Consider the following 22836-nt stretch of genomic DNA (forward strand, 5'->3'; position numbering starts at 1 on the left):
TCTCAGACCTCGCTCACAATCTGGTTGCCGGAAATCACATGCACCTTGAAATTACCGAAAATTTCCTTTGCCTCACCGGAAGCATAGAGCGCCTGATAGGCGTCATGCGGCACCAGTGCATGTTTCTCGTAGAAAGAAACGCCCATGCGCGCCGCTTCCAGGTCATGCGTTTCGATGTGGAATTCCTGAACGGCAGGCGCCGACGAGAAAAAACCCTTCTGCGCCGGCTGCTCACGCTTCGAAAACACCTCCTGCTCCGTCCAGGTCATCACCCAGGCGTTTTCCGGCTTGCGAACCCTGGACAGGATCTCGTTCACCCGCCCGGCATTCTCGGTAATCCCAGAGGAATAGAAGGGGCCGAGAACGATGCGCCGCAGCGATTTCGGATGCAGCGTCGGAAAATCCCGGTCCATATTGGTCGCAATGGTCGCCGGCGTCAGGGAATAGGCGGAGTTGCGGCTGACAAATTCATCGAACAGACGTGCAAGCTCGGGGTTGAGCAGCCCGCCGACCGGCAACGGAATGTCCATGTCACCGTTCAGCCCGCCCTCGTCTGTCACCAGCAACTTGACGACATTGTCGGACGAATCCTCGATCGTTGCCACATAGACCATCGGCAAAGTACTGGTGCCGTCAAAGGCTGCCCAGGTGACCAGATAGCTCGGCCTGCGGCTTGTCGCATTGACGGTGACGCCGATCGTCTCCGGCAGGACGAGCGGCGAGAAGATTTCCCCCTTGCCGATCTGCTCCAGATACAGCCTCTCGGCGATCTGGGTCTGCAATGCGGTGGGAAATTCCTTCTGCCGCAGGATGAAATCGACCATCTCCTCACGCAGCGACCCCGCCGCCGGAATGGTCGCCAGCCGTTTGGCAGCGCCGGCCCGGTCGTTTTCCAGCTCCAGCACGTTCTGGTAAACCGGAAATCCGCTTTCGGCCCGCGACACACGGAATTGCTCGGTAAATCCGATGCGGTTCTGCCAGCAGGCGAACGAATTGCGCAGACGGTCAATGTACGGCAGCAGGACCGACGCGGAAGGGCCGTTGTCGGCCAGCCGGGCATCCGGATTGCCGAAATGGATATCTAGGCCGCCAAGCGCTGCCGCCATGGTGGAGAAATACTGCGCAACCGCCGTGTTGTTCGCCGCGTCGTTCATCCACGCGCCTCAGGCATTGTTCCAAAGCACGCCCGCCCGCAGGGAAAAGAGACCCAAACCGCAGGCATCACGGTTTCACGTAGTTGGCCGAATTGTGCTTGTCGAGCACGCTCTGGAACCGCCGTGCAAACGCATCGTCGGCCAGTTTCTTGCGGCGCTGGATGTCCTGAGTCGACAGCATGTTCTTTTCATGCAGCTCCAGCAGATCGCCGATATGGCGCTGCGCGGCGGCGCCGATCCCGGCCATGGTCTCTTCCGCCGCCGTATCAACCTGACTGCCGAGCGTGTTGATCCGGTGCGCGACCTCCTGCTGGGCGGCGGTCTTCAACGAATCCTCCAGCGCCTTGTAGAGCACGATGCGCTGTTCGGTATCGATGGTCAGCTTGTTGATCAGCGTGTTCTGCGCCGCGATCTGATTATTGAGCGAATCGACGAAGGTCTGGAACATCGACGTGTAGCGTTCAAGCGTCTGGCTTTCGGCAAGCAGCTCCTGCTCGCGCGCCTGCGCCTGGTTGTATTCGGTGGCAAGCTTCGAGCGTTCCGCCTCCAAATCGGTTCGCAAGGACTGCTCGGTCGAGGCGGCGATCTTGTTTTCGATATCGAGCAACATCGGATTGAGTGTCTCGATGCGCTTCTGCGTCGTTTCCAGATTGTCGATCGTTACCTTGCGGCGCTCGATCACTTCGATCAGGCTCGCCTCGGAACTCTTGTAGCGCGTATCGAGCACCGCCCGCTGCTCTTTCAGGATGCCGACAATACTATCCGACTTTGACAGCAGGTCCTGCAGATTGCCGGCCAGCGACATGTTGCGCACCCGTTCGGTACGCATGCGCTGCGAACGCTGACGCGAAAAGATGCCAATGAATTTTTCGACGCCCGTGAAGCTCTTCATGCTCTCGAATTCGCTGCCGAAGACGTTAGTTGCATCCTCGAGCCCGATGATCAGGTCGGCGATATTTGCCTCCATGGTCTTCTGCTGCTTGATCACGTCTTCGATGCGGGCATTCTCGATATCGAAATTCTGGTCGGAGATCTTGGCATCGCTTTTGGCGAAGCTGTCGAGTAGCGCCCCGGACTGATCGATCTTGCCGCGCATTTCGGCGACAATCGCGCGGGTTTTCTCGATCTCGCTGTCAAACGATTGCAACGTAGCCATGTCGTCTCCCTTTTCGACCCCGACGGCCTGTGCCGTCCCGATATTTCGCGACCATAACGCAATTCACAGGTTGCGGAAGCATCGCACTGCACATCCGCTGAAGTTTCCACCTGGAAGCAGCTCTTTGCCTGTGGCCCACTGCATATGGATGGCCGCCCGCACCGGACAAGGGGCGAGAGCACAAAACGGGACGGCAAATCAGCCACCGCGAGCGCCGGCGGCCGGAACGGTCGTTACGGGCCGGCGGCGGCGGGATCCTTCAGATAGGCGATGATATTGGCAACATCCTCATCGGCCTTGACCCCGGCAAACGCCATTTTGGTCCCCTTGATCAGGGCCTTGGGCGCCTTCAGATATTCCGTCAGCAAAGGCTCATCCCAGACCTTTCCCGCACCGAAATCGATCATCGCCTTGGAATATTTGAAGCCCGCGACGGTGGCGACAGGATGCCCGACAATGCCCATAAGGCTCGGCCCGACCTTGTTCTTCGCCTCCGTCGCGGTGTGACAGGCCTGACAGGCCTTGAAAGCCTTTGCGCCGGCAACGGGATCGCCATCGGCCATGGCGGAAACAGGCGCGGCAAGAATGGCACTCAACATCAAAATGGAAACGGTCTTCATAGGAACTCTTCCTTCATGGACTTCGGTTGGCCTCATGGACTTAGATAGGATTGCCACCGACCGCATGCGAACGGCCTAAGTGACGCACCATTGAAACGCCGAAACGACCTTCATCGCAATCGAGGGAGCGGATGTTTTTTGCCGGACGGCGGAGATGGCTGAAATGCCTCGGCAAAGAAAACCCTTAGGCGTCGCAAACAGGGAGGGCACTGCGCCGCAAACGCAACGGGCCCGCTTGCAATTGTGGTTTAATAACTGTTGACTTGGGAACTTAATAAAAAACGGGAGCCTGATCATGACCAAACTCAATTTCTATCGTACCGCTCTTGCCGCAACCGTATCCGTCATGGCTTTCGGTCTGGCGCCTGCCAATGCCGCTGATCCGGATAGCTGTACAAAGGTTCGCTTTTCCGACGTTGGCTGGACCGACATCACCGCGACCACGGCAACGGCGGCCGTCGTTCTGAAAGCCATCGGCTACGAGCCGGAAATCACCGTTCTCTCCGTTCCGGTCACCTACCAGTCGCTGAAGAACAAGGACATCGACGTGTTCCTCGGCAACTGGATGCCGGCTCAGGAAAAGGACGTGAAGCCCTACCTCGACGACAAGTCGGTTGAATCGCTCGGCGCAAACCTGGAAGGCGCAAAATACACGCTCGCCACCAATGCCAAGGGCGCTGAACTCGGCATCAAGGATTTCTCCGACATCGGCAAGCACAAGGATGCCCTGGACGGCAAGATCTACGGTATCGAGCCCGGCAATGACGGCAACCGTCTGGTCATGACCCTGATCGAAAAGAACGAAATGGGCATGGGCGGCCTCGAAGTGGTCGAATCCTCCGAGCAGGGCATGCTGGCGCAGGTCGCTCGCGCCGAAAAGGCCGGCGAACCGGTCGTCTTCCTCGGCTGGGCTCCGCATCCGATGAACTCCTCCTTCGAACTGACCTATCTGACCGGCGGCGACAGCACCTTCGGCCCGAACTTCGGCGGCGCGACCGTCTACACCAACACCCGCGCCGGCTTCGTCACCGAGTGCCCGAATGTCGGCAAGTTTGTCTCGAACCTGAAATTCTCGCTCGACATGGAAAACGAGATCATGGGCAAGATCCTCAACGATGGTGAGGACCCGCAGGTCGCAGCGACCACCTGGCTCAAGGCAAACGGTGCAGCGGTCGAGCCTTGGCTCGCTGGCGTCACCACGCGCGACGGCGGCGAAGCGCTGCCGGCTGTCAAGGCGGCCCTTGGCCTCTAATGAACCTGCGGGCCGGTCATTCCGGCCCGCTTTCATTTCCGCACATGTTTCCACGTGATCAGGCAGGTGTCAGAACGTGAATTGGCTCCCCGAATGGCTTATTGATTCCAGCGGCAAATTGCGGCTGGGCAACTGGGCGAAAGACTTCGTCGACTGGCTGACGGCGAATGCCGACTGGTTTTTCGACTGGCTTTCCACCGTATTGTCCGCCGCGATCGATGCGCTTCTGTTCGTGCTGCAATGGCCGAACGCCTTCTTGCTCATCTTCCTGTTCACGGCCTTTTCCTGGTTTCTCAGGCGTTCGATTGGCATTGCCACGTTCACCTGTCTTGGCCTGCTGCTGATCTACAATCAGGGCTACTGGAAAGAGACCACGGAAACGCTGGCGCTGGTGCTTGCGTCTGCGGGCGTCAGCATGCTGATCGGGGTTCCGCTCGGCATCACCGCCGCCCGCCGTCCCTGGATCTATGCCTTCATGCGGCCAGTGCTCGACCTGATGCAGACGATCCCGACCTTCGTCTACCTGATCCCGGCGCTGATCCTCTTCGGTCTCGGTATGGTTCCGGGCCTGATCGCCACGGTGATCTTCGCCATCCCTGCCCCCATTCGCCTGACACGGCTCGGCGTCATTTCCACGCCGCCATCGCTGGTCGAGGCGGCCCAGGCCTTCGGCGCCACACCGACCCAGGTGCTGCGCAAGGTCGAACTGCCGTTTGCCATGCCCCAGATCATGGCGGGCTTGACCCAGACGATCATGCTCTCCCTGTCGATGGTCGTGATCGCCGCCCTCGTTGGTGCGAGCGGGCTCGGCGTGCCTGTCGTACGTGCGCTGAACACCGTCAACATCGCCAGAGGCTTCGAGGCCGGTTTGTGCATCGTCATCCTCGCCATCATCCTCGACCGGATGTTCAGAACCGAAAACGCAGAGGATGGCGCATGACCGACGCAGTAATCTTCGGCAATGTCGACATTGTCTTCGGCGACCAGCCGCACAAGGCGCTGGCCTTGGTGGATCAGGGCAAGACCCGCGATGAAATCGGCGCGGAAACCGGCCTGGTGCTCGGCGTCGCCGGCGCATCGCTGGCAGTCAAGGAGGGCGAGATCCTCGTCCTCATGGGGCTTTCCGGATCCGGGAAATCAACGCTTCTGCGTGCCGTCAACGGGCTCGCGCCGGTCGTGCGCGGCAATGTCAGCGTTCGCACAGAGACCGGACAGGTCGATCCCTACAAGGCTTCTGCAAAATCGCTGCGTGATCTGCGCATGCATACCGTCTCGATGGTCTTCCAGCAGTTTGCCTTGCTGCCCTGGCGCACCGTCGCCGACAATGTCGGCTTCGGGCTCGAACTTGCCGGCGTCCCCGATGCCGAACGCAAGTCGATGGTCGCCGAGCAATTGGAGCTGGTCAACCTGACAAAATGGGCCGACCGCAAGGTCAACGAATTGTCGGGCGGCATGCAGCAGCGAGTCGGCCTCGCCCGCGCCTTCGCCACCGGGGCACCGATCCTGCTGATGGACGAGCCGTTTTCGGCGCTCGATCCGCTGATCCGAACCCGCCTGCAGGACGAACTGCTGGAATTCCAGTCACGCCTGAAGAAGACCATTCTCTTCGTCAGCCACGATCTGGACGAAGCCTTCCGCATCGGCAACCGCATCGCCATCATGGAGAGCGGCCGGATCATCCAGTGCGGCACGCCGCAGCAGATCGTCCAGAATCCCGCCGACCAGTATGTTGCCGATTTCGTGCAGAACATGAACCCGATCAACATGCTGACCGCAGCCGACGTCATGCATTCGGGTATCACGGACGGAGCGGCCGCAGTCACCGCAACGGCCAAGCCGCAGACGCCCCTGGTCGAGATCCTCGACGCGCTGGCGCGCCAGCCGGGCACGATCGGGGTTGTTGACAATGGCACCGTGATCGGCACGATCAGCGCCCAGGATGTGGTGAGTGGACTGACCAAACATCGCCGAAGAGCATAACCCCCTTCCGCGCCGCGTTCTTGGGACCTTTCGGGGACATTCGGCGCGCAAGAGGACAAGATGCCAGACAAACCATCGGTGATTCGGGAAACCGACAATGATGCGCGCCGTCAGGCGCGCATTTTGCTGCGCGGCGCGCGTTTTGCCGCCATCGGCGTGATCGACCCCGAAACCCGTTCTCCATCCGTCAGCCGGGTCCTGCTCGGCAGCGACATCGACGGCGCAGCCGTCATTCTCGTCTCGGGTCTGTCGGCCCACACCAAGGCGCTGTCGGCTGATCCCCGCGCCTCCCTCTTGACCGGAGAACCCGGCAAGGGCGACCCGCTCGCTTATGCACGATTGAGCGTTCAATGCCTGGCCGAAGCGGTGGAGCACGACAGCGAAAGCCACATGCGCCTGCGCACCCGTTTTCTCGCCCGCCACCCGAAAGCGGCACTGTACATCGATTTCCCGGATTTTCGTTTCTTTCGCCTTACACCACGCAGCGCCAGCCTGAATGGTGGCTTCGGGCGTGCCTATAATCTGAGCGAAGATGATTTTATCATTTGCAAACCCAACGGCGATTTGTTCGATAATGAGCAAAAGACACTACTAGATTTAGGGGAGCGCTTCCCAAATCTAGCCTCTCAAATCGCCACCGAAAGGCACAAGGCACCGTCGGGAAAATGGACATTTTGCGGCTTTGATTCGCATGGAATTGACATTGTTTACAAAGACTTGCTTGTCAGGCATGAATTTGCTGTGCCGGTCGAAACACAAGAACAACTGTTTTTAGAGTTACCTAATTCAGCATACGCCGTACCTTAAATTTAGGCATATACAATTTGATCGGTGCTGATAGAGTTCCCGGATAAGCCAAATGACGGATTTTCAACGACTGCCCTTCCCCCAAGGCGCTCGAAAAGGAAAGTTAAAAAAGATGAAAACGAAAGCATTGTCCGAACAATCGACTGTTGCCGCCGGTTTGCTGTCCGCCATGGCCAATCCGAAGCGTCTCATGATCCTCTGCAGCCTTGTTGAAGGCGAGGTTCCGGTCGGTGTTCTGGCATCGCAGGTTGGCCTGAGCCAGTCCGCATTGTCGCAGCATCTCTCCAAGCTGCGCGCCCAGAAGCTCGTCAAGACCCGTCGTGACGCGCAGACCATCTACTACTCGAGCACGTCGGAATCGGTCATCAAGATTCTCTCGACACTCGAAAGCATCTACTGCGGCCCGGTTGCAAGCAAGTCCGCCGCCTGATGACAGCGCTGCCATGATCGAAATGTCATAGCGCTTGGGAGGAGCCGCTGCGGCAGTGAATGGATCAAGGCGGCCTTGAAACAAAGACGACCCTCGACAACTGCCCGCAACAACTGACAACGAGACGTCGTCACCGGAAGCCGAACAAACCCCGACCGAGGCGGATGCCTTTGCCGGGGTTTTTCTATCGGTTTGTTGTTGATCGCTCAGTTCGCGTTGGCATCGATGGTCACGACGGGGTGCGGGCGAAGCCAATGCGTCACCGAAACCGGTAGCACCCATGACCTTTTGTGATGCCGCCTTGACGCGTCTTGGCGCCCTGATAATTTGACCGCGCGATCAAATTATCAGGGCGCCCGCTTCGCCCGATGGGATATGGCCCCATCGAGACTTCGCCATGGAGATCAGAATGTCCAACCGCCTCAATGCCACGCCGAACGATATGCGCGCCTTCTGGATGCCGTTCACCGCGAACCGCCAGTTCAAGAAGGAACCGCGCATGTTCGTCGGCGCCAAGGATATGTATTACACGACCCATGACGGCCGTCAGGTGCTCGATGGCACAGCCGGCCTCTGGTGCGTCAATGCCGGGCACTGCCGCCCGAAGATCACCGAGGCGATCCGCGAACAGGCCGGCGAACTCGACTACGCTCCGGCCTTCCAGCTTGGCCATCCGAAAGCCTTCGAACTGGCCAACCGGCTGGTCGATCTCGCCCCTGAAGGCCTGGATCATGTGCTCTACACAAATTCAGGCTCCGAATCGGTCGAGACCGCTCTGAAGGTGGCACTCGCCTATCAGCGTGTGAAGGGCCACGGCTCGCGCACCCGCCTGATCGGCCGCGAACGCGGCTATCACGGCGTCAATTTCGGCGGCATCTCGGTGGGCGGCATCGTCACCAACCGCAAGATGTTCGGCACGCTTTTGACCGGCGTCGACCATATGCCGCACACCCACCTCCCGGCCAAAAACGCCTTCTCCAAGGGCATGCCCGAGCATGGCGGCGATCTCGCCGACGAGTTGGAACGCATCGTCACCCTGCATGACGCCTCCACCATCGCCGCCGTCATCGTCGAGCCGGTCGCAGGTTCGACCGGCGTGCTCATTCCGCCGAAGGGCTACCTCCAGCGCCTGCGCGAGATCTGCACCAAGCATGGCATCCTGCTTATTTTCGACGAAGTCATCACCGGTTTCGGCCGCCTCGGCGCGCCGTTTGCCGCCCAGTATTTCGACGTCAAGCCGGACATCATCACTACGGCCAAGGGCCTGACCAACGGCGTCATCCCGATGGGGGCCGTCTTCGTCACCGGCGAAATCCACGACGCCTTCATGAACGGCCCGGAACATCTGATCGAGTTCTTCCACGGCTACACCTATTCCGGCAACCCGATCGCCTCGGCCGCAGCGCTTGGCACGCTCGACACCTACAAGGAAGAAGGCCTGCTCACGCGCGCCAACGAACTCGCTCCCTATTGGGAAGAACAACTGCATTCGCTGCGCGACTGCCCGAATGTCATCGATATCCGCAATATCGGCCTGATCGGCGCGATCGAGCTGAAGCCTATCGACGGTGAGCCGACCAAGCGTGCCTTCAACGCCTTCCTCAACGCCTACAATGACGGCCTGCTGATCCGCACGACCGGCGACATCATCGCGCTCTCGCCGCCGCTGATCATCACGAAGGCAGAGATCGACGAACTCTTCGACAAGCTCCGCAAGGTGCTGCTGAAGAACATCTGAACGCAAAACCCTTGTGGTGACAGAAGGCCGCGTCCTGCGCGGCCTTTTTTCTTGCGCCTTTTTTCGCTAAAGCCACTTCAAACTGGGATAGGAAACAAAATAACCCAAACGGCGCCAAACCGGCAAAGATCGGAACGCCAGCCCCAAGGAGACGGACATGAAGTTTCAACTTCTCGCCAGCGCGGCTCTCGCTGCGCTCATCGCCACGACCTCTGCCGCCCGCGCCGATATCACCATCGGCCTGATGGCGCCCCTCACCGGCCCGGTGGCCGCGATCGGCGCCCAGATCAAGAACGGCGCCGAAACCGCCGTCGAGGAAATCAACAAGAAGGGCGGTATCAACGGCGAAAAGATCGTCCTGAAGATCGCCGACGATGCCGGCGAACCCAAGCAGGGCGTATCCGCCGCAAACCAGCTGATCAGCGAAGACATCCGCTTCGTCGTCGGCCCGGTGACCTCGGGCGTCTCCGTCCCCGCGTCCAGCGTCTTCGCCGAGAACGGCGCGCTGATGGTCACCCCGACTGCCACCTCGCCTGAACTGACCGCACGCGGCCTCACCACCGTGTTCCGCACCTGCGGCCGCGACGACCAGCAGGCGGAAGTTGCCGCCAAGTATGTCGTCGCGAAGTTCAAGGACAAGAAGATCGCGATCCTCAACGACAAGGGTCAGTACGGCAAGGGTCTCGCCGACGCCTTCAAGACATCGCTGAACGCCGCCGGCATCACCGAAGTGTTCAATGACGCGCTGACCGCCGGCGACAAGGATTTCAGCGCGCTGGTCACCCGCCTCAAGGCCGACGGCGTCGAAGTGCTCTACTTCGGCGGTTACCATCCGGAAGCCGGCCTGCTGGTTCGCCAGATGAAGGATGCCGGCATGAATGTGCAGCTGATTGCCGGTGACGGTCTGTCGAACAGCGAATTCATCACCACCGGTGGCGACGCTGCGAACGGCACGATCTTCACCAATGCTGCCGATGCCCTGAAGAACGCCGACAGCAAGGCTGCCGCCGACGCGCTGCTCGCCAAGAACATCCCGGCAGAAGCCTTCACGCTAAACGCGTTTGCCGCTGTCGAAGTGATCGCAGCTGGCATCACCAAGGCCGGCAGCGCCGACGATGCGGAAGCTGTTGCAACCGCGCTGAAGTCCGGCGAGGAAATCCCGACCGCCATCGGCAAGGTAACCTATGGCGAAACCGGTGACCTCACCTCGCAGAGCTTTTCGGTCTACAAGTGGGAAGCCGGCAAGACTGTTGCGGCCGAATAAGCCGCAGATCATGCATCAGACAGAAAGCGGTCGGAAACGGCCGCTTTTTTGTGGTCATCCCCAGATCTCTCGTCTGGGCGGCTCATTTGCCCGGCTTCCAAGGTTTCTTTCGGTGGTCCTGTCTTTTATGACAGTTTTATGACACCCGCAGCGACAACCCCGAGAGGCCTATGCTGAACCTGTTCCGTAAAATGCTCCCCCGCGAAGATCGCTTCTTCGATATGTTCGCGGCCCATGCCCGCACCGTGGTCGGCGCAGCCGAAGCGCTGGGCGAATTGCTGTCGGGCACGAATATCGAAAGCAATGGCGACCGCATCATCGCACTCGAGGACGAAGCCGACAACATCACACGCGACGTCCTGCTGGCAGTGCGCCGCAGCTTCATCACGCCGTTCGACCGGGGCGACATCAAGGACCTGATCCAGTCGATGGACGACGCGATCGACATGATGCACAAGACGGTGAGGACCGTCCGCCTCTACGAACAGACAAGCTTCGACCCGATCATGCAGGAAATGGGCCAGGTCATCGTCCAGGCCGCACATCTGATCGCCGAAGCCATTCCGCTGCTCGACAAGCTCGGTGCCAATGTCCAGCGCCTGACCGCCATTGCCGAGCAGGTGACGAAGGTGGAAGGGCATTCTGACGAATTGTACAATCAGGGCCTCAAGGAACTGTACCGCCGCCATGGCGCCACCGGCAATGCCATGGCCTACATGATCGGCGCCGAGATATACGGCGAACTGGAAAAGGTGGTTGACCGCTTCGAGGACGTCGCCAACGAAATCAGTGGCATATTGATCGAGAACGTCTGATGGATGCCACGCTCGCACTTCCGCTGCTGATCGCCCTGATCGGCATCGCGCTATTCTTCGACTTCCTCAATGGCCTGCACGATGCCGCCAATTCGATCGCCACGATCGTCTCGACCCGCGTCCTGCGGCCGCAATATGCGGTCGCCTGGGCGGCATTCTTCAATTTCATCGCCTTCATGTTCTTCGGCCTGCATGTCGCCGAGACCCTGGGCAAGGGCATCATCGATCCGCAGATCGTCTCGCCGGCGGTGATCTTCGCCGCGCTGATGGGCGCGATTATCTGGAACATCATCACCTGGCATTTCGGCATCCCGTCCTCATCCTCCCATGCCCTGATCGGCGGGCTGGTCGGCGCGGGCCTTGCCAAGGCCGGCTTCAGCTCCATCGTTTGGGGTGGCTTGACCAAGACCGTCGGCGCGATCTTCATGTCGCCGATGATCGGCTTCCTGCTCGCCCTGATGCTGGTGCTCGCGGTCTCGTGGATCTTCGTACGGCAGACGCCCTTTGCCGTCGACAAGACCTTCCGCGTCCTGCAATTCATCTCCGCGTCGCTCTATTCGCTCGGCCACGGCGGCAATGATGCGCAGAAGACCATGGGCATCATTGCCGTTCTGCTGTTCAGCCAGGGTTATCTGGGCACGGAATTCCACGTCCCGTTCTGGGTCGTGATATCCTGCCAGTCGGCCATGGCACTCGGCACCCTGTTCGGCGGCTGGAAGATCGTCCACACCATGGGGTCGAAGATCACCAAGCTGAACCCGATGCAGGGCTTCTGTGCCGAAACCGGTGGTGCGCTCACCCTGTTTGGCGCGACATGGCTCGGTATTCCGGTTTCGACAACCCACACAATTACCGGCGCCATTATCGGCGTTGGCGCAGCCAAGCGAACGGCGGCTGTGCGCTGGGGGCTGGCCGGCAATATCGTGATCGCCTGGTTCGTCACACTGCCGGCCGCTGGCTTGGTGTCTGCCGCCTTCTACTACATCGCGACGGCACTCTGATCATACCGAGGGCGTTGCCCCTGGATGAAGTCCGGCATCTAACCCTTTGAGCAGACAGATCGATCCGAAAAGAATTCCGCTTTTCGGATCGATGCTCTAAATTCGGCTGACTCGCTTTCCCACACAAAGGAAATCCCGTGCCGAACCTGATCCGCATTGAAAACGACCACCTTGCCGTCACCGTGTCGAGCCTTGGTGCCGAGATGCAGGCACTGGCCTCGAAGGATGGCAGGGACTGGCTGTGGAACGGTGACGCCGCGTGGTGGACCGGTCGCTCCCCCATTCTTTTCCCGATCGTCGGCAAGGCCCCAGGCGACACGCTGGCGATCAGCGGCCAGACCTATCCCATGGCCCAGCACGGCATCGCGCGACGACTGGAATTTTCGCTTGTCGAAAGCACGGCCACCTCCTGTCGCCATGAACTGGTGTCGACGCCCGAGACCAGAAAGGCCTACCCCTTCGATTTTCGCCTCACCCTGGAACATGCGCTGGACGGCAACCGGCTCAGCGTCACAGCCGAGGTTTCCAACACCTCCGACACGCCACTGCCCTTCGGCATCGGGTTTCATCCCGCCTTCCTCTGGCCACTGCCCGGCGCGCAGGCAAAGCCGCATCATGTCACGCTGGACAATGGCGCCGAGCCCCCGGTCATTCAGCTCGAAGGCGGCCTGATCGGCAGGACGCTGGACATATCGCCATTCACGGCCGGCCGGCTGGACCTCGATCATTCCCTCTTTGAAAATGACGCACTGATCTTTCCCGAAGGCGCCGGCAACGGCCTGACATTTGCAGCCGACGGCGGCCCCGCGCTGCATTTCATCTTCGACAACCTGCCCAATATCGCGCTGTGGCAAAAGCCCGGCGCGCCTTTCCTCTGCGTCGAACCCTGGCATGGCATGGCGGCCCATGCCGGCGGCACGGCCGAGCTGGTCGAGCGGCCGTTCACTGTCGCACTTGCCGCAGGCGACAGCATGCGATTTGGTTTTACCGTCGAGATCCAGCCCTAAGGTATGCCTGGTGAACCTGATTGCCCATGTCGAAATTCCCGTTCGCGAGCTTGAGCGTGCCATGCGCTTCTACGCGCATGTGTTCCAGATAGAATTCGGTGATGTCACCGAGATCCATGGCCATCGCATGGCGTTCTTTCCCTTCGAGGAAGGCACCGACGGCGCCAGTGGCGCGCTTGCGGAAGGCAACGTCTATGTGCCGACGAAACACGGCGCCATCGTCTATCTCTCGGTCACCGATATCGATGCCACCCTTGCCCGCGCCATGACCCTCGGCAGCGAGCTTCTGTTTGCCAAAACGCCCGTCGGCAACGGCACTTTTGTCGCGGAAATCGCCGATAGCGAAGGCAACCGCATTGCCCTCAAGTCCGTCTGAGCCGCCCGCGCGGATCAAGCGGTCACGGCTGGCGGGGCGCCAGCCTGGCTTTGCCTGACGCTCCCGCCCCGCTACACTGGCCGCAACGAAGGAATCGGAGACCGATATGAGCACACTGGAACGCCGCATCGACCAGGGCACCGGCCGCGAGCCGGCTGACATCGTGCTGAAGGGTGGCCGCTTCTTCGACCTGGTCACCGGCGAATTGGTCGCGTCCGACATCGCCATCAGCGGCGACACCATCGTCGGCACCGGCGGCAGCTACGCGGGAAGCGAAGAAATCGACATTAGCGGCCGGATCGTCGTTCCGGGCTTCATCGACACCCACCTGCATATCGAGAGCTCACTGGTCACACCGCATGAATTCGATCGCTGCGTCCTGCCCTATGGCGTAACCACCGTCATTTGCGACCCGCACGAGATCGCCAATGTGCTCGGCACAGAAGGTATCCAGTTCTTCCTCGACAGCGCCGAACAGACGATCATGGACATCCGCGTCCAGCTATCCTCCTGTGTGCCGGCGACCCATCTGGAGACTGCCGGCGCAGACCTGCCCATCGAGCGACTCCTGCCCTTTCGCGATCATCCCAAGGTCATCGGCCTTGCTGAATTCATGAATTTCCCCGGCGTGATCCACAAGGACCCGATCTGCATGGCCAAGCTCGAGGCCTTTCAGGGCGGCCATATCGACGGCCATGCACCGCTTTTGCGCGGCCTCGACCTGAACGGCTATCTGTCGGCCGGCATTCGCACCGAGCACGAATGCACCACGGCCGAAGAGGCGATGGAGAAGATCCGCAAGGGCATGCACATCCTGGTGCGCGAAGGGTCCGTTTCCAAGGACCTGCATGCCTTGTTGCCGATCATCACAGAACGCCTGTCGCCCTTCCTCGCGCTCTGCACCGATGACCGCAACCCGCTCGATATCGCCGAGGAGGGCCATCTCGACTACATGATCCGCACGGCGATCAGCCATGGCGTCGAACCGCTTCCCGTCTACCGTGCCGCCTCGATCTCGGCGGCCCGCGCCTTCGGCCTCCGCGACCGCGGCCTCGTGGCGCCCGGCTGGCGTGCAGATCTCGTCGTGATCGACAGCCTCGAGAGCTGCAAGGCGGAAATTGTCTTCGCCGCCGGCCGCCGCGTCACCGGCGAACTTTTTGCGACGCGAAAGCCCGTCGCACCCGTTGGCCTCGACAGCGTCAAGGCCCGCATCGTCAAGGCGGCCGATTTCGGCGTTCCGGTCACCGACGGCGAGACCCCGGTCATGGGCGTGCTTCCAGGCAAGATTATCACCGAGCACCGCCGCTACCGGCTGCCCTCTTCCGGCAATCAGACCACGGTCGATCTTGACCGTGACATCATCAAGGTCGCCGTCATCGAACGCCACGGCAAGAATGGCAACCATGCCAACGGCTTCGTCCAAGGCTTCGGCCTGAAGAAGGGCGCGATCGCCTCGACCGTCGGCCATGACAGCCACAATATTTGCGTCGTCGGCGTCAGCGAGGACGACATGGCCATTGCCGCCAATCGGCTGGGCGAGATCAAGGGCGGCTTCGTCGTCGTCGAGGACGGCAGGGTGACCGGCGAAATCCCGCTCCCCGTAGCCGGCCTGATGAGCCTGGAACCCTACGAAAGCGTCCGCGACACCCTGCATGAATTGCGCAAGGCCGCCTATGCGCTCGGCACCACCTTGCAGGAACCCTTCCTCCAGGTCGCTTTCCTGCCGCTGCCCGTCATCCCGCACCTGAAGATCTCCGACAAGGGCATGGTGGATGTCGACAAGTTCATGCTGATCGGGTGAACATTGGCAAACGCTTCGACTTGTACAATAATCGGGACAAGTACGGAGATGACCATGGATACGATCTTCTTTTCAAAGGCCCGTGCGGAACTTGCGGGTCTGCTCGACAAGGTGAACGACGATGCAGCGGCGGTCGAAATCATACGCCGCGACAAGCCATCAGCCGTACTGATGGGCAAAGACGAGTATGACAGCCTGATGGAGACGATCCATCTCCTGTCCTCACCTGCAAATGCGGAACGGCTTCTGCGCGCCAGCGACGAAATCCGCGAGGGTCGCTATGAAACGATCGAAGTAAAGACGCTTCTGGGAGCCAGATGATACGGCTGGCCTTTACCGGTGACGGCTGGCAGGACTATCTCTATTGGCAACAGAAGGACCGGAAAACACTGGAGCGGATCAATGATCTCATTCGCGACACCCTTCGCCAGTCTTTTATCGGCATAGGAAAGCCCGAGCCATTGCAAGGTACATTGAAGGGTTTCTGGTCACGTCGCATCACGCGGGAACATCGCCTAGTCTATCAGGTCGTCGGGAACGGCGACCACCAAAAGGTCATCATCGCGCAATGTCGCTATCACTATTGAAGAAGACCTAGATGACCGTTGAAACGAGTTCCAGAACCCTCGCCAATCTCCGCCAGCGCCTTGCCAGCCTCTATTTCGGTCATCATACGGCAGCCATCCGTTTCCAGGCCGCCCTGATGGTGATCGATCTCGCGATCATCGGTTTCTTTCTCGCCGGGCCTTATCTCCGGGATCGGCCGACCTACTTGATCCTGGACTACGGCATCGCCGTCTGGATTGCCCTCGAACTGACAGCCCAGTGGTCTGCTTCACCCAGCACACGCCGGTTCATCTCCAAACCGATGACCTGGATCGATATCTTCGTGCTCGGGACGCTGCTGTTTCCGCAGTGGCTGTTCAACTTCGCCTTCCTGCGCGTGGCCCGCATCTGGGCCGTGGTCCAGCGGCCTGTGTTCACCCTGATGCTGCACCGTCTCGGTCTGCGCGAACAGGTCGATGTCGTCACCGCCTTCATCAATCTGGTCGTCTTCCTCTTCCTGGTGACAGGCTTCGTCTATACCTTCTTCTTCTATGCCGAAGACGCCGGCTCCGGCTTCATCGATGCGCTCTACTTCACCGTGGCAACGGTTACGACCACGGGGTTCGGCGATATCACCCTGCCCGGCACAGCGGGTAAGCTCACCTCGATCGTGACGATGATCATCGGCATATCCCTGTTCGTCCGGCTCGCCCAGGCGATCGTGCGCCCATACAAGGTGTCGTTCCCCTGCCCCGAATGCGGCCTGCAGCGCCACGATGCCGATGCGGTCCATTGCAAGGCCTGCGGCCATGTCCTGAACATACCGGACGAGGGTATGTAGTCCTCGTCCGATATTCACCTGTCATCAGTGCCTGTAGAGCACCATGCCCCCGTGGTAGAGGATGTCGCTGCGGAATTCACCATCGGCGATAAAGCCGCTGTCGTCCCAATAGTTGATCTGGCTGCCGCGGATCTCGTAGCGCCCTTCATAGGCACGTTCGCGGCTGCCGCGACCCTCGATATAGCGCCCGCTCGGCAAAAGTTCGTGTCGAATGTGACCGTCTCCGGTGACCCACAATCCGACGTAAGGGTGATTGGCCATGTCGTTCTCCTGAAGATCGATAAACTGATGCCGGTCCGCGCGAACCGGCATCAGGACAAAAAAGGCAAGAAATGCGAGTGAAGCGATCAGCATGACCAGCCCCGGTGTGGCATGCGGCAGATCAGCCATTGAGGCCATGTCTCCGCTCGTCGGCATCACGCCGCTCGGCGTAACCGTTCTTGATCGAGGCAAACATCTGTCGGGTTCCCGACAGTGTCCAGCGAAATGGGCTTTCCAGCAGGTATTGAAGAGCAGTCATGAAACATCCTCCTGGGATCTCGTCCCCACCGTCCATCGGCGGGTGAGCTCCATATGGGGAAGCAGAATGGCGAAGTGGTAGAACAGACGCCCGAAAGGATTGCACAATCCTCCGAATTGCATAATGCTCCAATTGGCAGAAAACGTGCCAGTCCCTAACTACGCACTGGAAGCGCCCGGAAGCAGGGACCTCGGAGTACAGATACGATGACAACATCGACCGCATTGCGGGACCTGATTGCACGACACGCCAGCGAAGAAGGACTGCAGGCAACTGCCGTGCCGCGCCTGACGCTGATCCGCGCCAGCCAGCCGAGCGAGCCGTGGCATGGCGTGCACAAGCCGGCCATCTGCATCATAGCGCAAGGACGCAAACAGCTTAAAGTCTGCGAAAATCTGCTGGAATACGGCGCAGGTCACCATCTCGTCGTCTCGCTGGACCTGCCGGTGATTGGCAATGTCTGCGAGGCAACCTTCGAAGAGCCGTATCTCTGCATGCGGCTCGACCTCGACCTTGCCCTGCTCGGCACTCTGGTTCTGGAAATGAATGCGCCGATCGCCCAGACCACGCCTCCCTGCAAGCCTCTGAGCGTGGCCGAAACCCCGGCCGCCTTGCACGATGCAGCGGTTCGCCTGATAGCTTTGCTGGACCGCCCGCAGGATATTCCGTTCCTCGCGCCTCTCGTAGAGCGCGAGCTCCTCTATCTGCTGCTGCGCGGCGAGCATGCCGGCCTGCTGCACCAGATGCTGACCCCGAACCACCGGCTACAGAACGTCAATCGCGCGATCAACTGGATCCGCAACAACTTTCACAGACCTTTCTCGATCGAGGCCTTGGCGATGGAAGCGAGGATGAGCAGTTCGTCGCTACACGAGCATTTCCGCGCCATGACCAACATGAGCCCGCTGCAATACCAGAAGCAATTGCGACTGCAGGAGGGGCGCAGGCTAATCCTGACCGAAGCCATGGATGCGGCAACGGCCGGCCGCAGGGTCGGCTATGACAGTCCGTCGCAATTCAGCCGCGAGTACCGCCGGCAGTTCGGCGCGCCGCCGCTCGCCGATGTCAACCGGTTGAAAAACCAGCCGGATCAATTGGCCGAGGCCTGACCCCAGCCCAGAGCCCCAGTACAGAAGTCAGATCTTGGCGCAAAAACCATCCAATGCGCCAAGAATGACCGAACCGTCCTTGACCCTCCCCTCCATGCCCGGAAGGTCCAAGACCTGCTTCACGCTCAGATGCTCCGGCAGCGAGATCTCCTGCGGGCCGCGGCGCAGATTGAAGACGAACAGCAGACGTTCGTCGCCCTTGGAACGGGTGAATGCCAGCACATCCTCATTGGTGGCCAGAAAATGCATGTCGCCATCAGCAAGAGCGGCATGGGATTTGCGAAACGTGAGTGTCGCCCGGTAGTGCGTCAGAACCGAGTCCGGGTCATTCTCCTGCGCGCCGACTGAAAGGGATTGATGCTCGACAGATACCGGCAACCACGGCTTCACTGAAGTGAAGCCTGCCTGCTTCTTCGCCTTGTCCCAGACCATCGGCGTGCGGCATCCGTCGCGCCCCTTAAATGCCGGCCAAAACCGGATGCCGTAGGGGTCGCGCAGATCCTCGAACTGCAGTTCCGCTTCCGGCAGGCCCAGTTCCTCACCTTGGTAAAGGCAGACCGAACCGCGCAGCGTCGACAGCACGCTGATCGCAAGCTTGGCAACCGCAGCCCGTTCGTCGGCATTCTGCATGAATCGACTGACATGCCGGTTCACGTCATGGTTTGAAAATGCCCAGCACACCCAGCCATCAGCCACCTGGCTCTGGAACGACTGCACGCAGTGGCGGATATGCGACGGAGTAAAATCGGGGCCGAGCAGATCGAAGGTGTAGCACATATGCAGCTTGTCGCCGCCGGCGGTATAGGCCGCCACGGTTTTCAGCGACCGTGCGCCATCGCCGACTTCGCCAACGGTCGTTCGACCTTCATACTGGTCCAGAAGTGCCCGGAAACGCTTGAGGAATTCAATATTCTCCGGTTGCGTCTTGTCGTAAAGATGGCTCTGCATGCCATAGGGGTTGACATCGGGCGCATCCAGCCCCGCCTCATCGCTATCGGGCGCATGCGGCGGGTTGTCGCGCAACTCCTTGTCGTGGAAGTAGTAGTTCACCGTATCGAGCCGAAATCCGTCGACGCCCCGATCGAGCCAGAACTTCACCGTTTCCAGAAGCGCCTTCTGCACTTCCTTGTTGTGGAAATTGAGGTCGGGTTGGGAACCAAGGAAGTTGTGCATGAAATATTGCTTGCGGACACCATCCCACTCCCATGCCGGTCCACCGAAAACGGAAAGCCAGTTGTTCGGCGCCGTGCCATCCGGTTTTGCCGCAGCCCAGACATACCAATCTGCTTTTGGATTGTCGCGGCTGGCTCTGCTCTCCTTGAACCACGGATGCTGGTCGGATGTGTGGGAGATCACCTGGTCGATCATCACCTTCAGCCCCAGCCGATGCGCCTCCTTCATCATCGCGTCGAAATCGGCCAGCGTTCCGAACATCGGGTCGACATCGCAGTAGTCCGACACGTCATAACCCATGTCCGCCATCGGCGAGGTGAAGAAGGGCGACAGCCAGATCGCATCGACACCGAGCGAAGCGATATAGGGCAGCCGCTCCGTGATGCCCTTGATGTCACCGATGCCGTCGCCATTGGTATCCTGGAAGGAACGCGGATAGACCTGATAGATCACCGCCCCGCGCCACCAGTCCTGATTGGTTGCCGTGGCTGCAGTCTTGGAGGTGGTCTTGGTCATGGAACAATCCTTCTGGCGGGAATCAGCGGCCGATGGCGGTCGGCTCACTATAGGTGAGCATATCGGCTGCGCGAGCGACAATTCGGCAGTCCCGTAAAGACTGACATCAGGCTGTAATGTTCCACCGCCATATCGTTTGCAGGAAAAACTTGCAGGAATCGCTCCAACCCCGTGATGCGATTCCGGAAAATGCGATCCGCCATGCCGAGACTGACCATCGTCACCGATGCCTGGCACCCGCAGGTGAACGGCGTGGTGCGCTCGATCGAAAATACCAATCGTGAACTTGTCAAGATGGGCGTCACCGTTAGCATGGTCACGCCCGAGCCGTTCTCGAGCGTCCCCATGCCGACCTACCCGGAAATCCGTCTGTCGCTCGCCACGCCGGGACAGGTGGGGCGGATGATAAAGAGCCAGCAGCCGGACTATGTGCATATCGCGACCGAGGGCCCGCTCGGCTTGATGGCCCGGCATTGGTGCATCCGTAATAAGCAGCCGTTTTCCACCAGCTACCACACCCGTTTTCCGGAATATGTCGCGGCCCGACTGCCGATCCGCGCATCCTGGCTCTATGCCTATGTGCGCTGGTTCCACAATCGCGGCGGCGCCTGCATGGTGGCAACCGAAAGTCTGCGGCGGGAACTTGTGGGCCTTGGCGTAAAAAACCTCTGCCTGTGGAGCCGCGGCATCGACACCCGGAACTTCCATCCGCGCCTGAAAAGCGAAAAGCCGTTCGGCCTGCCCCGCCCGATCTTCATGACAGTCGGTCGGGTCGCGGTGGAGAAAAACCTCTCGGCCTTCCTCGATCTCGATCTGCCCGGTTCGAAAGTGGTGGTCGGCGATGGTCCAGCCCGCGCCGAATTGCAGGCCCGTTATCCGGATGTGCATTTCACCGGCGTCAAGCATGGCGACGACCTCGCCCGCGCCTATGCCGAGGCGGACGTCTTCGTCTTCCCTTCGAAAACGGATACTTTCGGCAACACGATCCTCGAAGCGCTGGCATCCGGTGTTCCGGTCGCAGCCTATCCAGTGACGGGTCCCGTCGACATCATTCCGCAAGGCTCGACAGCCGGCGCCCTCGACGATGATCTGCTGGTTGCCTGCCTCAGCGCCTTGCAGGCGTCACCGGAGGCAGCCCGGGCACTGGCTGAAACCTATTCCTGGCAGGCGGCAACGGAACAGTTCTTCGACAATGTCGTGGAAGCTAGAACGCAGAGGCGCAAACGCGGCCTGCGGCAACGGCTCGGCACAAGATCTGCCGATGCCGATGCCGTCTAGCAAGCGCGGTTAGCGCCTTCTCTTGCGATTTTCGAACGGGTTGTCGCTCGCCTTGAAATGGATGCGGATCGGAACGCCCGGCATCTCGAAATCATTTCGCAGTCCGTTCGTCAGGTAGCGGATATAGCTTTCCGGAACAGCTTCCGGCCGCGTGCACGAAATCATGAATGCCGGCGGGCGAGCCTTGATCTGCGTCATGTATTTCAGCTTCAGACGGCGCCCGGAGACGGCCGGTGGCGGATGCTGGATCTGCTGGCTGTCGAGCCAGCGATTGAGCCTGGCTGTCGAAATGCGGCGGTTCCACACGCGGTCGGTATCGATCACCGCCTGCATCAGCTTGTCGAGGCCATAGCCGGTCTGGCCGGACATGGGAACCGCACGGATACCGCGCGCCTGCGGCAAGAGACGCTCGGTCTTTTCGCGCAGGTCTGCCAGAAACGCCTGCGGATCCTCGACGAGGTCCCATTTGTTGAAGGCGAGAACCGCAGCGCGGCCTTCGCGGATCACAAGATCCACCAGCTGCAGATCCTGCTTTTCGAACGGAATGGTCGAATCGAAGACGATCACGACGGTTTCGGCAAAGCGGATCGAGCGCAGCGAATCCGCCACGGAAAGCTTCTCGAGCTTCTCCTGGACGCGCGCCTTCTTGCGCATGCCGGCGGTGTCGAACATCTTGATCATCCGGCCGCGCCAGTCCCACTCGACCGAGATGCTGTCGCGGGTAATGCCGGCTTCCGGTCCCGTCAAAAGACGGTCTTCGCCGAGGAAACGGTTGATCAGTGTCGACTTTCCGGCATTGGGGCGACCGATGATCGCCACGCGCAGCGGCTTGCTGTCGTCGTATTCCGGCTCGTAGTCTTCGTCGAATTCCTCGTCGTCGCGAAGGTCGACATCGGTTTCCGGCTCTTCGATCTCTTCCGGGAAGGCCACGTCCTCGCCGATTGCCTCGACGATGGCATCGCGCAGATCGATCATGCCCTGGCCATGTTCGGCCGAGATCGGAACCGGTTCGCCAAGCCCGAGCGTATAGGCGTCATAGAAACCGCCGTCGGAACCCTTGGCTTCCGACTTGTTGGCCACCAGAACCACCGGCTTGCCACGACGACGCAGCAGTTCGCCAAATGTCTTGTCGAGCGGCGTCAGGCCGTACTTGGCATCGACCACGAACAGCGTCAGATCCGCATCGTCGATCGCCATTTCGGTCTGGGCGCGCATGCGGCCTTCGAGCGTATCGGGACCAGTCTCTTCCAGACCGGCGGTATCGATGATGGTGAAACGCAGGTCCACGAGCTTGGCATCGCCCGGACGCCGGTCGCGCGTGACCCCCGGCGTGTCATCGACAAGCGCCAGCTTCTTGCCAACCAGACGGTTGAACAGCGTCGACTTGCCGACATTCGGGCGCCCGACGATGGCGACGGTGAAACTCATGAAACTTCGTCCTTCCGGGCGCAT

24 protein-coding genes are annotated in these 22836 nt (G+C 60.3%); 17 read left to right on the forward strand and 7 right to left on the reverse strand.

The annotated features are described in order from the left end of the window. Positions 1–2 precede the first annotated feature (2 nt). From IM739_RS16015 to IM739_RS16025, 3 genes are all read right to left on the reverse strand, one after another. On the reverse strand, positions 3–1154 hold the full coding sequence (locus tag IM739_RS16015) for a hypothetical protein (RefSeq protein ID WP_237368688.1): 1152 nt from the start codon (positions 1152–1154) through the stop codon (positions 3–5). Between the two features lie 67 nt (positions 1155–1221). Then, entirely contained in the window at positions 1222–2310 is a 1089-nt protein-coding gene (locus IM739_RS16020) for a hypothetical protein (RefSeq protein WP_237368689.1), read from the reverse strand. Positions 2311–2543: 233 nt separating this feature from the next. Further along, on the reverse strand, positions 2544–2930 hold the full coding sequence (locus IM739_RS16025) for a c-type cytochrome (RefSeq protein WP_237368690.1): 387 nt from the start codon (positions 2928–2930) through the stop codon (positions 2544–2546). A gap of 346 nt (positions 2931–3276) precedes the next feature. On the opposite strand from IM739_RS16025, the gene IM739_RS16030 reads away from it, so the two are divergent. The 15 genes from IM739_RS16030 (at position 3277) to IM739_RS16100 (ending at position 16788) form a co-directional block, all read left to right on the forward strand. Beyond that, positions 3277–4182, forward strand: a complete 906-nt coding sequence (locus IM739_RS16030) for a choline ABC transporter substrate-binding protein (RefSeq protein WP_237371093.1) — start codon at positions 3277–3279, stop codon at positions 4180–4182. A gap of 76 nt (positions 4183–4258) precedes the next feature. Next, positions 4259–5122: a choline ABC transporter permease subunit gene (choW, locus tag IM739_RS16035; RefSeq protein WP_237368691.1), complete on the forward strand. Its 864-nt coding sequence runs from the start codon at positions 4259–4261 to the stop codon at positions 5120–5122. Then, positions 5119–6162 carry a choline ABC transporter ATP-binding protein gene (gene choV / locus IM739_RS16040; RefSeq protein ID WP_237368692.1) on the forward strand — a complete coding sequence of 348 codons (1044 nt, stop codon included), beginning with the start codon at positions 5119–5121 and terminating at the stop codon, positions 6160–6162. The genes choW and choV overlap by 4 nt, the downstream gene beginning before the upstream one ends. Before the next feature lie 60 nt (positions 6163–6222). Then, a complete protein-coding gene (locus tag IM739_RS16045; RefSeq protein ID WP_237368693.1) occupies positions 6223–6969 on the forward strand; it encodes a HugZ family pyridoxamine 5'-phosphate oxidase in 747 nt (248 codons plus the stop codon). Positions 6970–7081: 112 nt separating this feature from the next. Then, entirely contained in the window at positions 7082–7399 is a 318-nt protein-coding gene (locus IM739_RS16050) for an ArsR/SmtB family transcription factor (RefSeq protein WP_007603362.1), read from the forward strand. Positions 7400–7808: 409 nt separating this feature from the next. After that, positions 7809–9137, forward strand: coding sequence for an aspartate aminotransferase family protein (locus IM739_RS16055; protein ID WP_237368694.1), 1329 nt, complete (start codon positions 7809–7811; stop codon positions 9135–9137). Positions 9138–9294: 157 nt separating this feature from the next. After that, the gene (locus IM739_RS16060) at positions 9295–10401 is read left to right on the forward strand and encodes a branched-chain amino acid ABC transporter substrate-binding protein (RefSeq protein WP_237368695.1); all 1107 of its coding nucleotides are present in this window, start codon (positions 9295–9297) and stop codon (positions 10399–10401) included. Between the two features lie 170 nt (positions 10402–10571). After that, positions 10572–11216 (forward strand): DUF47 domain-containing protein, encoded by a 645-nt coding sequence (locus tag IM739_RS16065; RefSeq protein WP_237368696.1) that lies wholly within the window; start codon positions 10572–10574, stop codon positions 11214–11216. Further along, positions 11216–12217, forward strand: coding sequence for an inorganic phosphate transporter (locus IM739_RS16070; protein WP_237368697.1), 1002 nt, complete (start codon positions 11216–11218; stop codon positions 12215–12217). The genes IM739_RS16065 and IM739_RS16070 overlap by 1 nt, the downstream gene beginning before the upstream one ends. A 137-nt stretch (positions 12218–12354) precedes the next feature. Then, positions 12355–13224 (forward strand): aldose 1-epimerase family protein, encoded by an 870-nt coding sequence (locus IM739_RS16075; protein WP_237368698.1) that lies wholly within the window; start codon positions 12355–12357, stop codon positions 13222–13224. 10 nt (positions 13225–13234) lie between these two features. Next, positions 13235–13600, forward strand: a complete 366-nt coding sequence (locus tag IM739_RS16080; protein ID WP_237368699.1) for a VOC family protein — start codon at positions 13235–13237, stop codon at positions 13598–13600. Positions 13601–13706: 106 nt separating this feature from the next. Beyond that, a complete protein-coding gene (gene ade / locus IM739_RS16085) occupies positions 13707–15401 on the forward strand; it encodes an adenine deaminase (protein ID WP_237368700.1) in 1695 nt (564 codons plus the stop codon). A gap of 54 nt (positions 15402–15455) precedes the next feature. Beyond that, a complete protein-coding gene (locus tag IM739_RS16090; protein WP_237368701.1) occupies positions 15456–15722 on the forward strand; it encodes a type II toxin-antitoxin system Phd/YefM family antitoxin in 267 nt (88 codons plus the stop codon). Continuing rightward, positions 15719–15988, forward strand: coding sequence for a Txe/YoeB family addiction module toxin (locus IM739_RS16095; RefSeq protein ID WP_272911321.1), 270 nt, complete (start codon positions 15719–15721; stop codon positions 15986–15988). Before IM739_RS16090 ends, IM739_RS16095 begins: the two co-directional genes overlap by 4 nt. 11 nt (positions 15989–15999) lie before the next feature. Then, positions 16000–16788, forward strand: coding sequence for a potassium channel family protein (locus IM739_RS16100; RefSeq protein WP_237368702.1), 789 nt, complete (start codon positions 16000–16002; stop codon positions 16786–16788). Positions 16789–16812: 24 nt separating this feature from the next. Here IM739_RS16100 and IM739_RS16105 read toward each other — a convergent pair whose 3' ends face one another. Both IM739_RS16105 and IM739_RS16110 read right to left on the reverse strand, forming a co-directional pair. Beyond that, positions 16813–17100: an Atu4866 domain-containing protein gene (locus IM739_RS16105; RefSeq protein WP_237371095.1), complete on the reverse strand. Its 288-nt coding sequence runs from the start codon at positions 17098–17100 to the stop codon at positions 16813–16815. A 70-nt stretch (positions 17101–17170) separates the two neighbouring features. After that, a complete protein-coding gene (locus tag IM739_RS16110) occupies positions 17171–17308 on the reverse strand; it encodes a hypothetical protein (RefSeq protein WP_237368703.1) in 138 nt (45 codons plus the stop codon). A 206-nt stretch (positions 17309–17514) separates the two neighbouring features. Between IM739_RS16110 and IM739_RS16115 the strand changes: the two genes are divergently transcribed. Then, positions 17515–18417, forward strand: a complete 903-nt coding sequence (locus IM739_RS16115) for an AraC family transcriptional regulator (protein ID WP_237368704.1) — start codon at positions 17515–17517, stop codon at positions 18415–18417. Between the two features lie 27 nt (positions 18418–18444). On the opposite strand, the gene bglA is transcribed toward IM739_RS16115, so the two are convergent. Further along, the gene (bglA, locus tag IM739_RS16120) at positions 18445–20106 is read right to left on the reverse strand and encodes a beta-galactosidase BglA (RefSeq protein WP_237368705.1); all 1662 of its coding nucleotides are present in this window, start codon (positions 20104–20106) and stop codon (positions 18445–18447) included. A gap of 201 nt (positions 20107–20307) precedes the next feature. Between bglA and IM739_RS16125 the strand changes: the two genes are divergently transcribed. After that, on the forward strand, positions 20308–21384 hold the full coding sequence (locus IM739_RS16125) for a glycosyltransferase family 4 protein (RefSeq protein WP_237368706.1): 1077 nt from the start codon (positions 20308–20310) through the stop codon (positions 21382–21384). Between the two features lie 9 nt (positions 21385–21393). Here IM739_RS16125 and der read toward each other — a convergent pair whose 3' ends face one another. Continuing rightward, on the reverse strand, positions 21394–22812 hold the full coding sequence (gene der / locus IM739_RS16130; protein WP_237368707.1) for a ribosome biogenesis GTPase Der: 1419 nt from the start codon (positions 22810–22812) through the stop codon (positions 21394–21396). Between the last annotated feature and the right edge of the window lie 24 nt (positions 22813–22836).

Source organism: Rhizobium sp. SL42, assembly GCF_021729845.1.
Lineage (GTDB): Bacteria > Pseudomonadota > Alphaproteobacteria > Rhizobiales > Rhizobiaceae > Allorhizobium.

Bases quoted from the DNA above. Each gene is read 5' to 3' on its own strand.
- IM739_RS16015 (WP_237368688.1), bottom strand. From the start codon at position 1,154: ATGAACGACGCGGCGAACAACACGGCGGTTGCGCAGTATTTCTCCACC.
- IM739_RS16020 (WP_237368689.1), bottom strand. From the start codon at position 2,310: ATGGCTACGTTGCAATCGTTTGACAGCGAGATCGAGAAAACCCGCGCG.
- IM739_RS16025 (WP_237368690.1), bottom strand. From the start codon at position 2,930: ATGAAGACCGTTTCCATTTTGATGTTGAGTGCCATTCTTGCCGCGCCT.
- IM739_RS16030 (WP_237371093.1), top strand. From the start codon at position 3,277: ATGGCTTTCGGTCTGGCGCCTGCCAATGCCGCTGATCCGGATAGCTGT.
- choV (WP_237368692.1), top strand. From the start codon at position 5,119: ATGACCGACGCAGTAATCTTCGGCAATGTCGACATTGTCTTCGGCGAC.
- IM739_RS16045 (WP_237368693.1), top strand. From the start codon at position 6,223: ATGCCAGACAAACCATCGGTGATTCGGGAAACCGACAATGATGCGCGC.
- IM739_RS16050 (WP_007603362.1), top strand. From the start codon at position 7,082: ATGAAAACGAAAGCATTGTCCGAACAATCGACTGTTGCCGCCGGTTTG.
- IM739_RS16055 (WP_237368694.1), top strand. From the start codon at position 7,809: ATGTCCAACCGCCTCAATGCCACGCCGAACGATATGCGCGCCTTCTGG.
- IM739_RS16060 (WP_237368695.1), top strand. From the start codon at position 9,295: ATGAAGTTTCAACTTCTCGCCAGCGCGGCTCTCGCTGCGCTCATCGCC.
- IM739_RS16065 (WP_237368696.1), top strand. From the start codon at position 10,572: ATGCTGAACCTGTTCCGTAAAATGCTCCCCCGCGAAGATCGCTTCTTC.
- IM739_RS16070 (WP_237368697.1), top strand. From the start codon at position 11,216: ATGGATGCCACGCTCGCACTTCCGCTGCTGATCGCCCTGATCGGCATC.
- ade (WP_237368700.1), top strand. From the start codon at position 13,707: ATGAGCACACTGGAACGCCGCATCGACCAGGGCACCGGCCGCGAGCCG.
- IM739_RS16090 (WP_237368701.1), top strand. From the start codon at position 15,456: ATGGATACGATCTTCTTTTCAAAGGCCCGTGCGGAACTTGCGGGTCTG.
- IM739_RS16095 (WP_272911321.1), top strand. From the start codon at position 15,719: ATGATACGGCTGGCCTTTACCGGTGACGGCTGGCAGGACTATCTCTAT.
- IM739_RS16100 (WP_237368702.1), top strand. From the start codon at position 16,000: ATGACCGTTGAAACGAGTTCCAGAACCCTCGCCAATCTCCGCCAGCGC.
- IM739_RS16105 (WP_237371095.1), bottom strand. From the start codon at position 17,100: ATGCCGGTTCGCGCGGACCGGCATCAGTTTATCGATCTTCAGGAGAAC.
- IM739_RS16110 (WP_237368703.1), bottom strand. From the start codon at position 17,308: ATGACTGCTCTTCAATACCTGCTGGAAAGCCCATTTCGCTGGACACTG.
- IM739_RS16115 (WP_237368704.1), top strand. From the start codon at position 17,515: ATGACAACATCGACCGCATTGCGGGACCTGATTGCACGACACGCCAGC.
- bglA (WP_237368705.1), bottom strand. From the start codon at position 20,106: ATGACCAAGACCACCTCCAAGACTGCAGCCACGGCAACCAATCAGGAC.
- IM739_RS16125 (WP_237368706.1), top strand. From the start codon at position 20,308: ATGCCGAGACTGACCATCGTCACCGATGCCTGGCACCCGCAGGTGAAC.
- der (WP_237368707.1), bottom strand. From the start codon at position 22,812: ATGAGTTTCACCGTCGCCATCGTCGGGCGCCCGAATGTCGGCAAGTCG.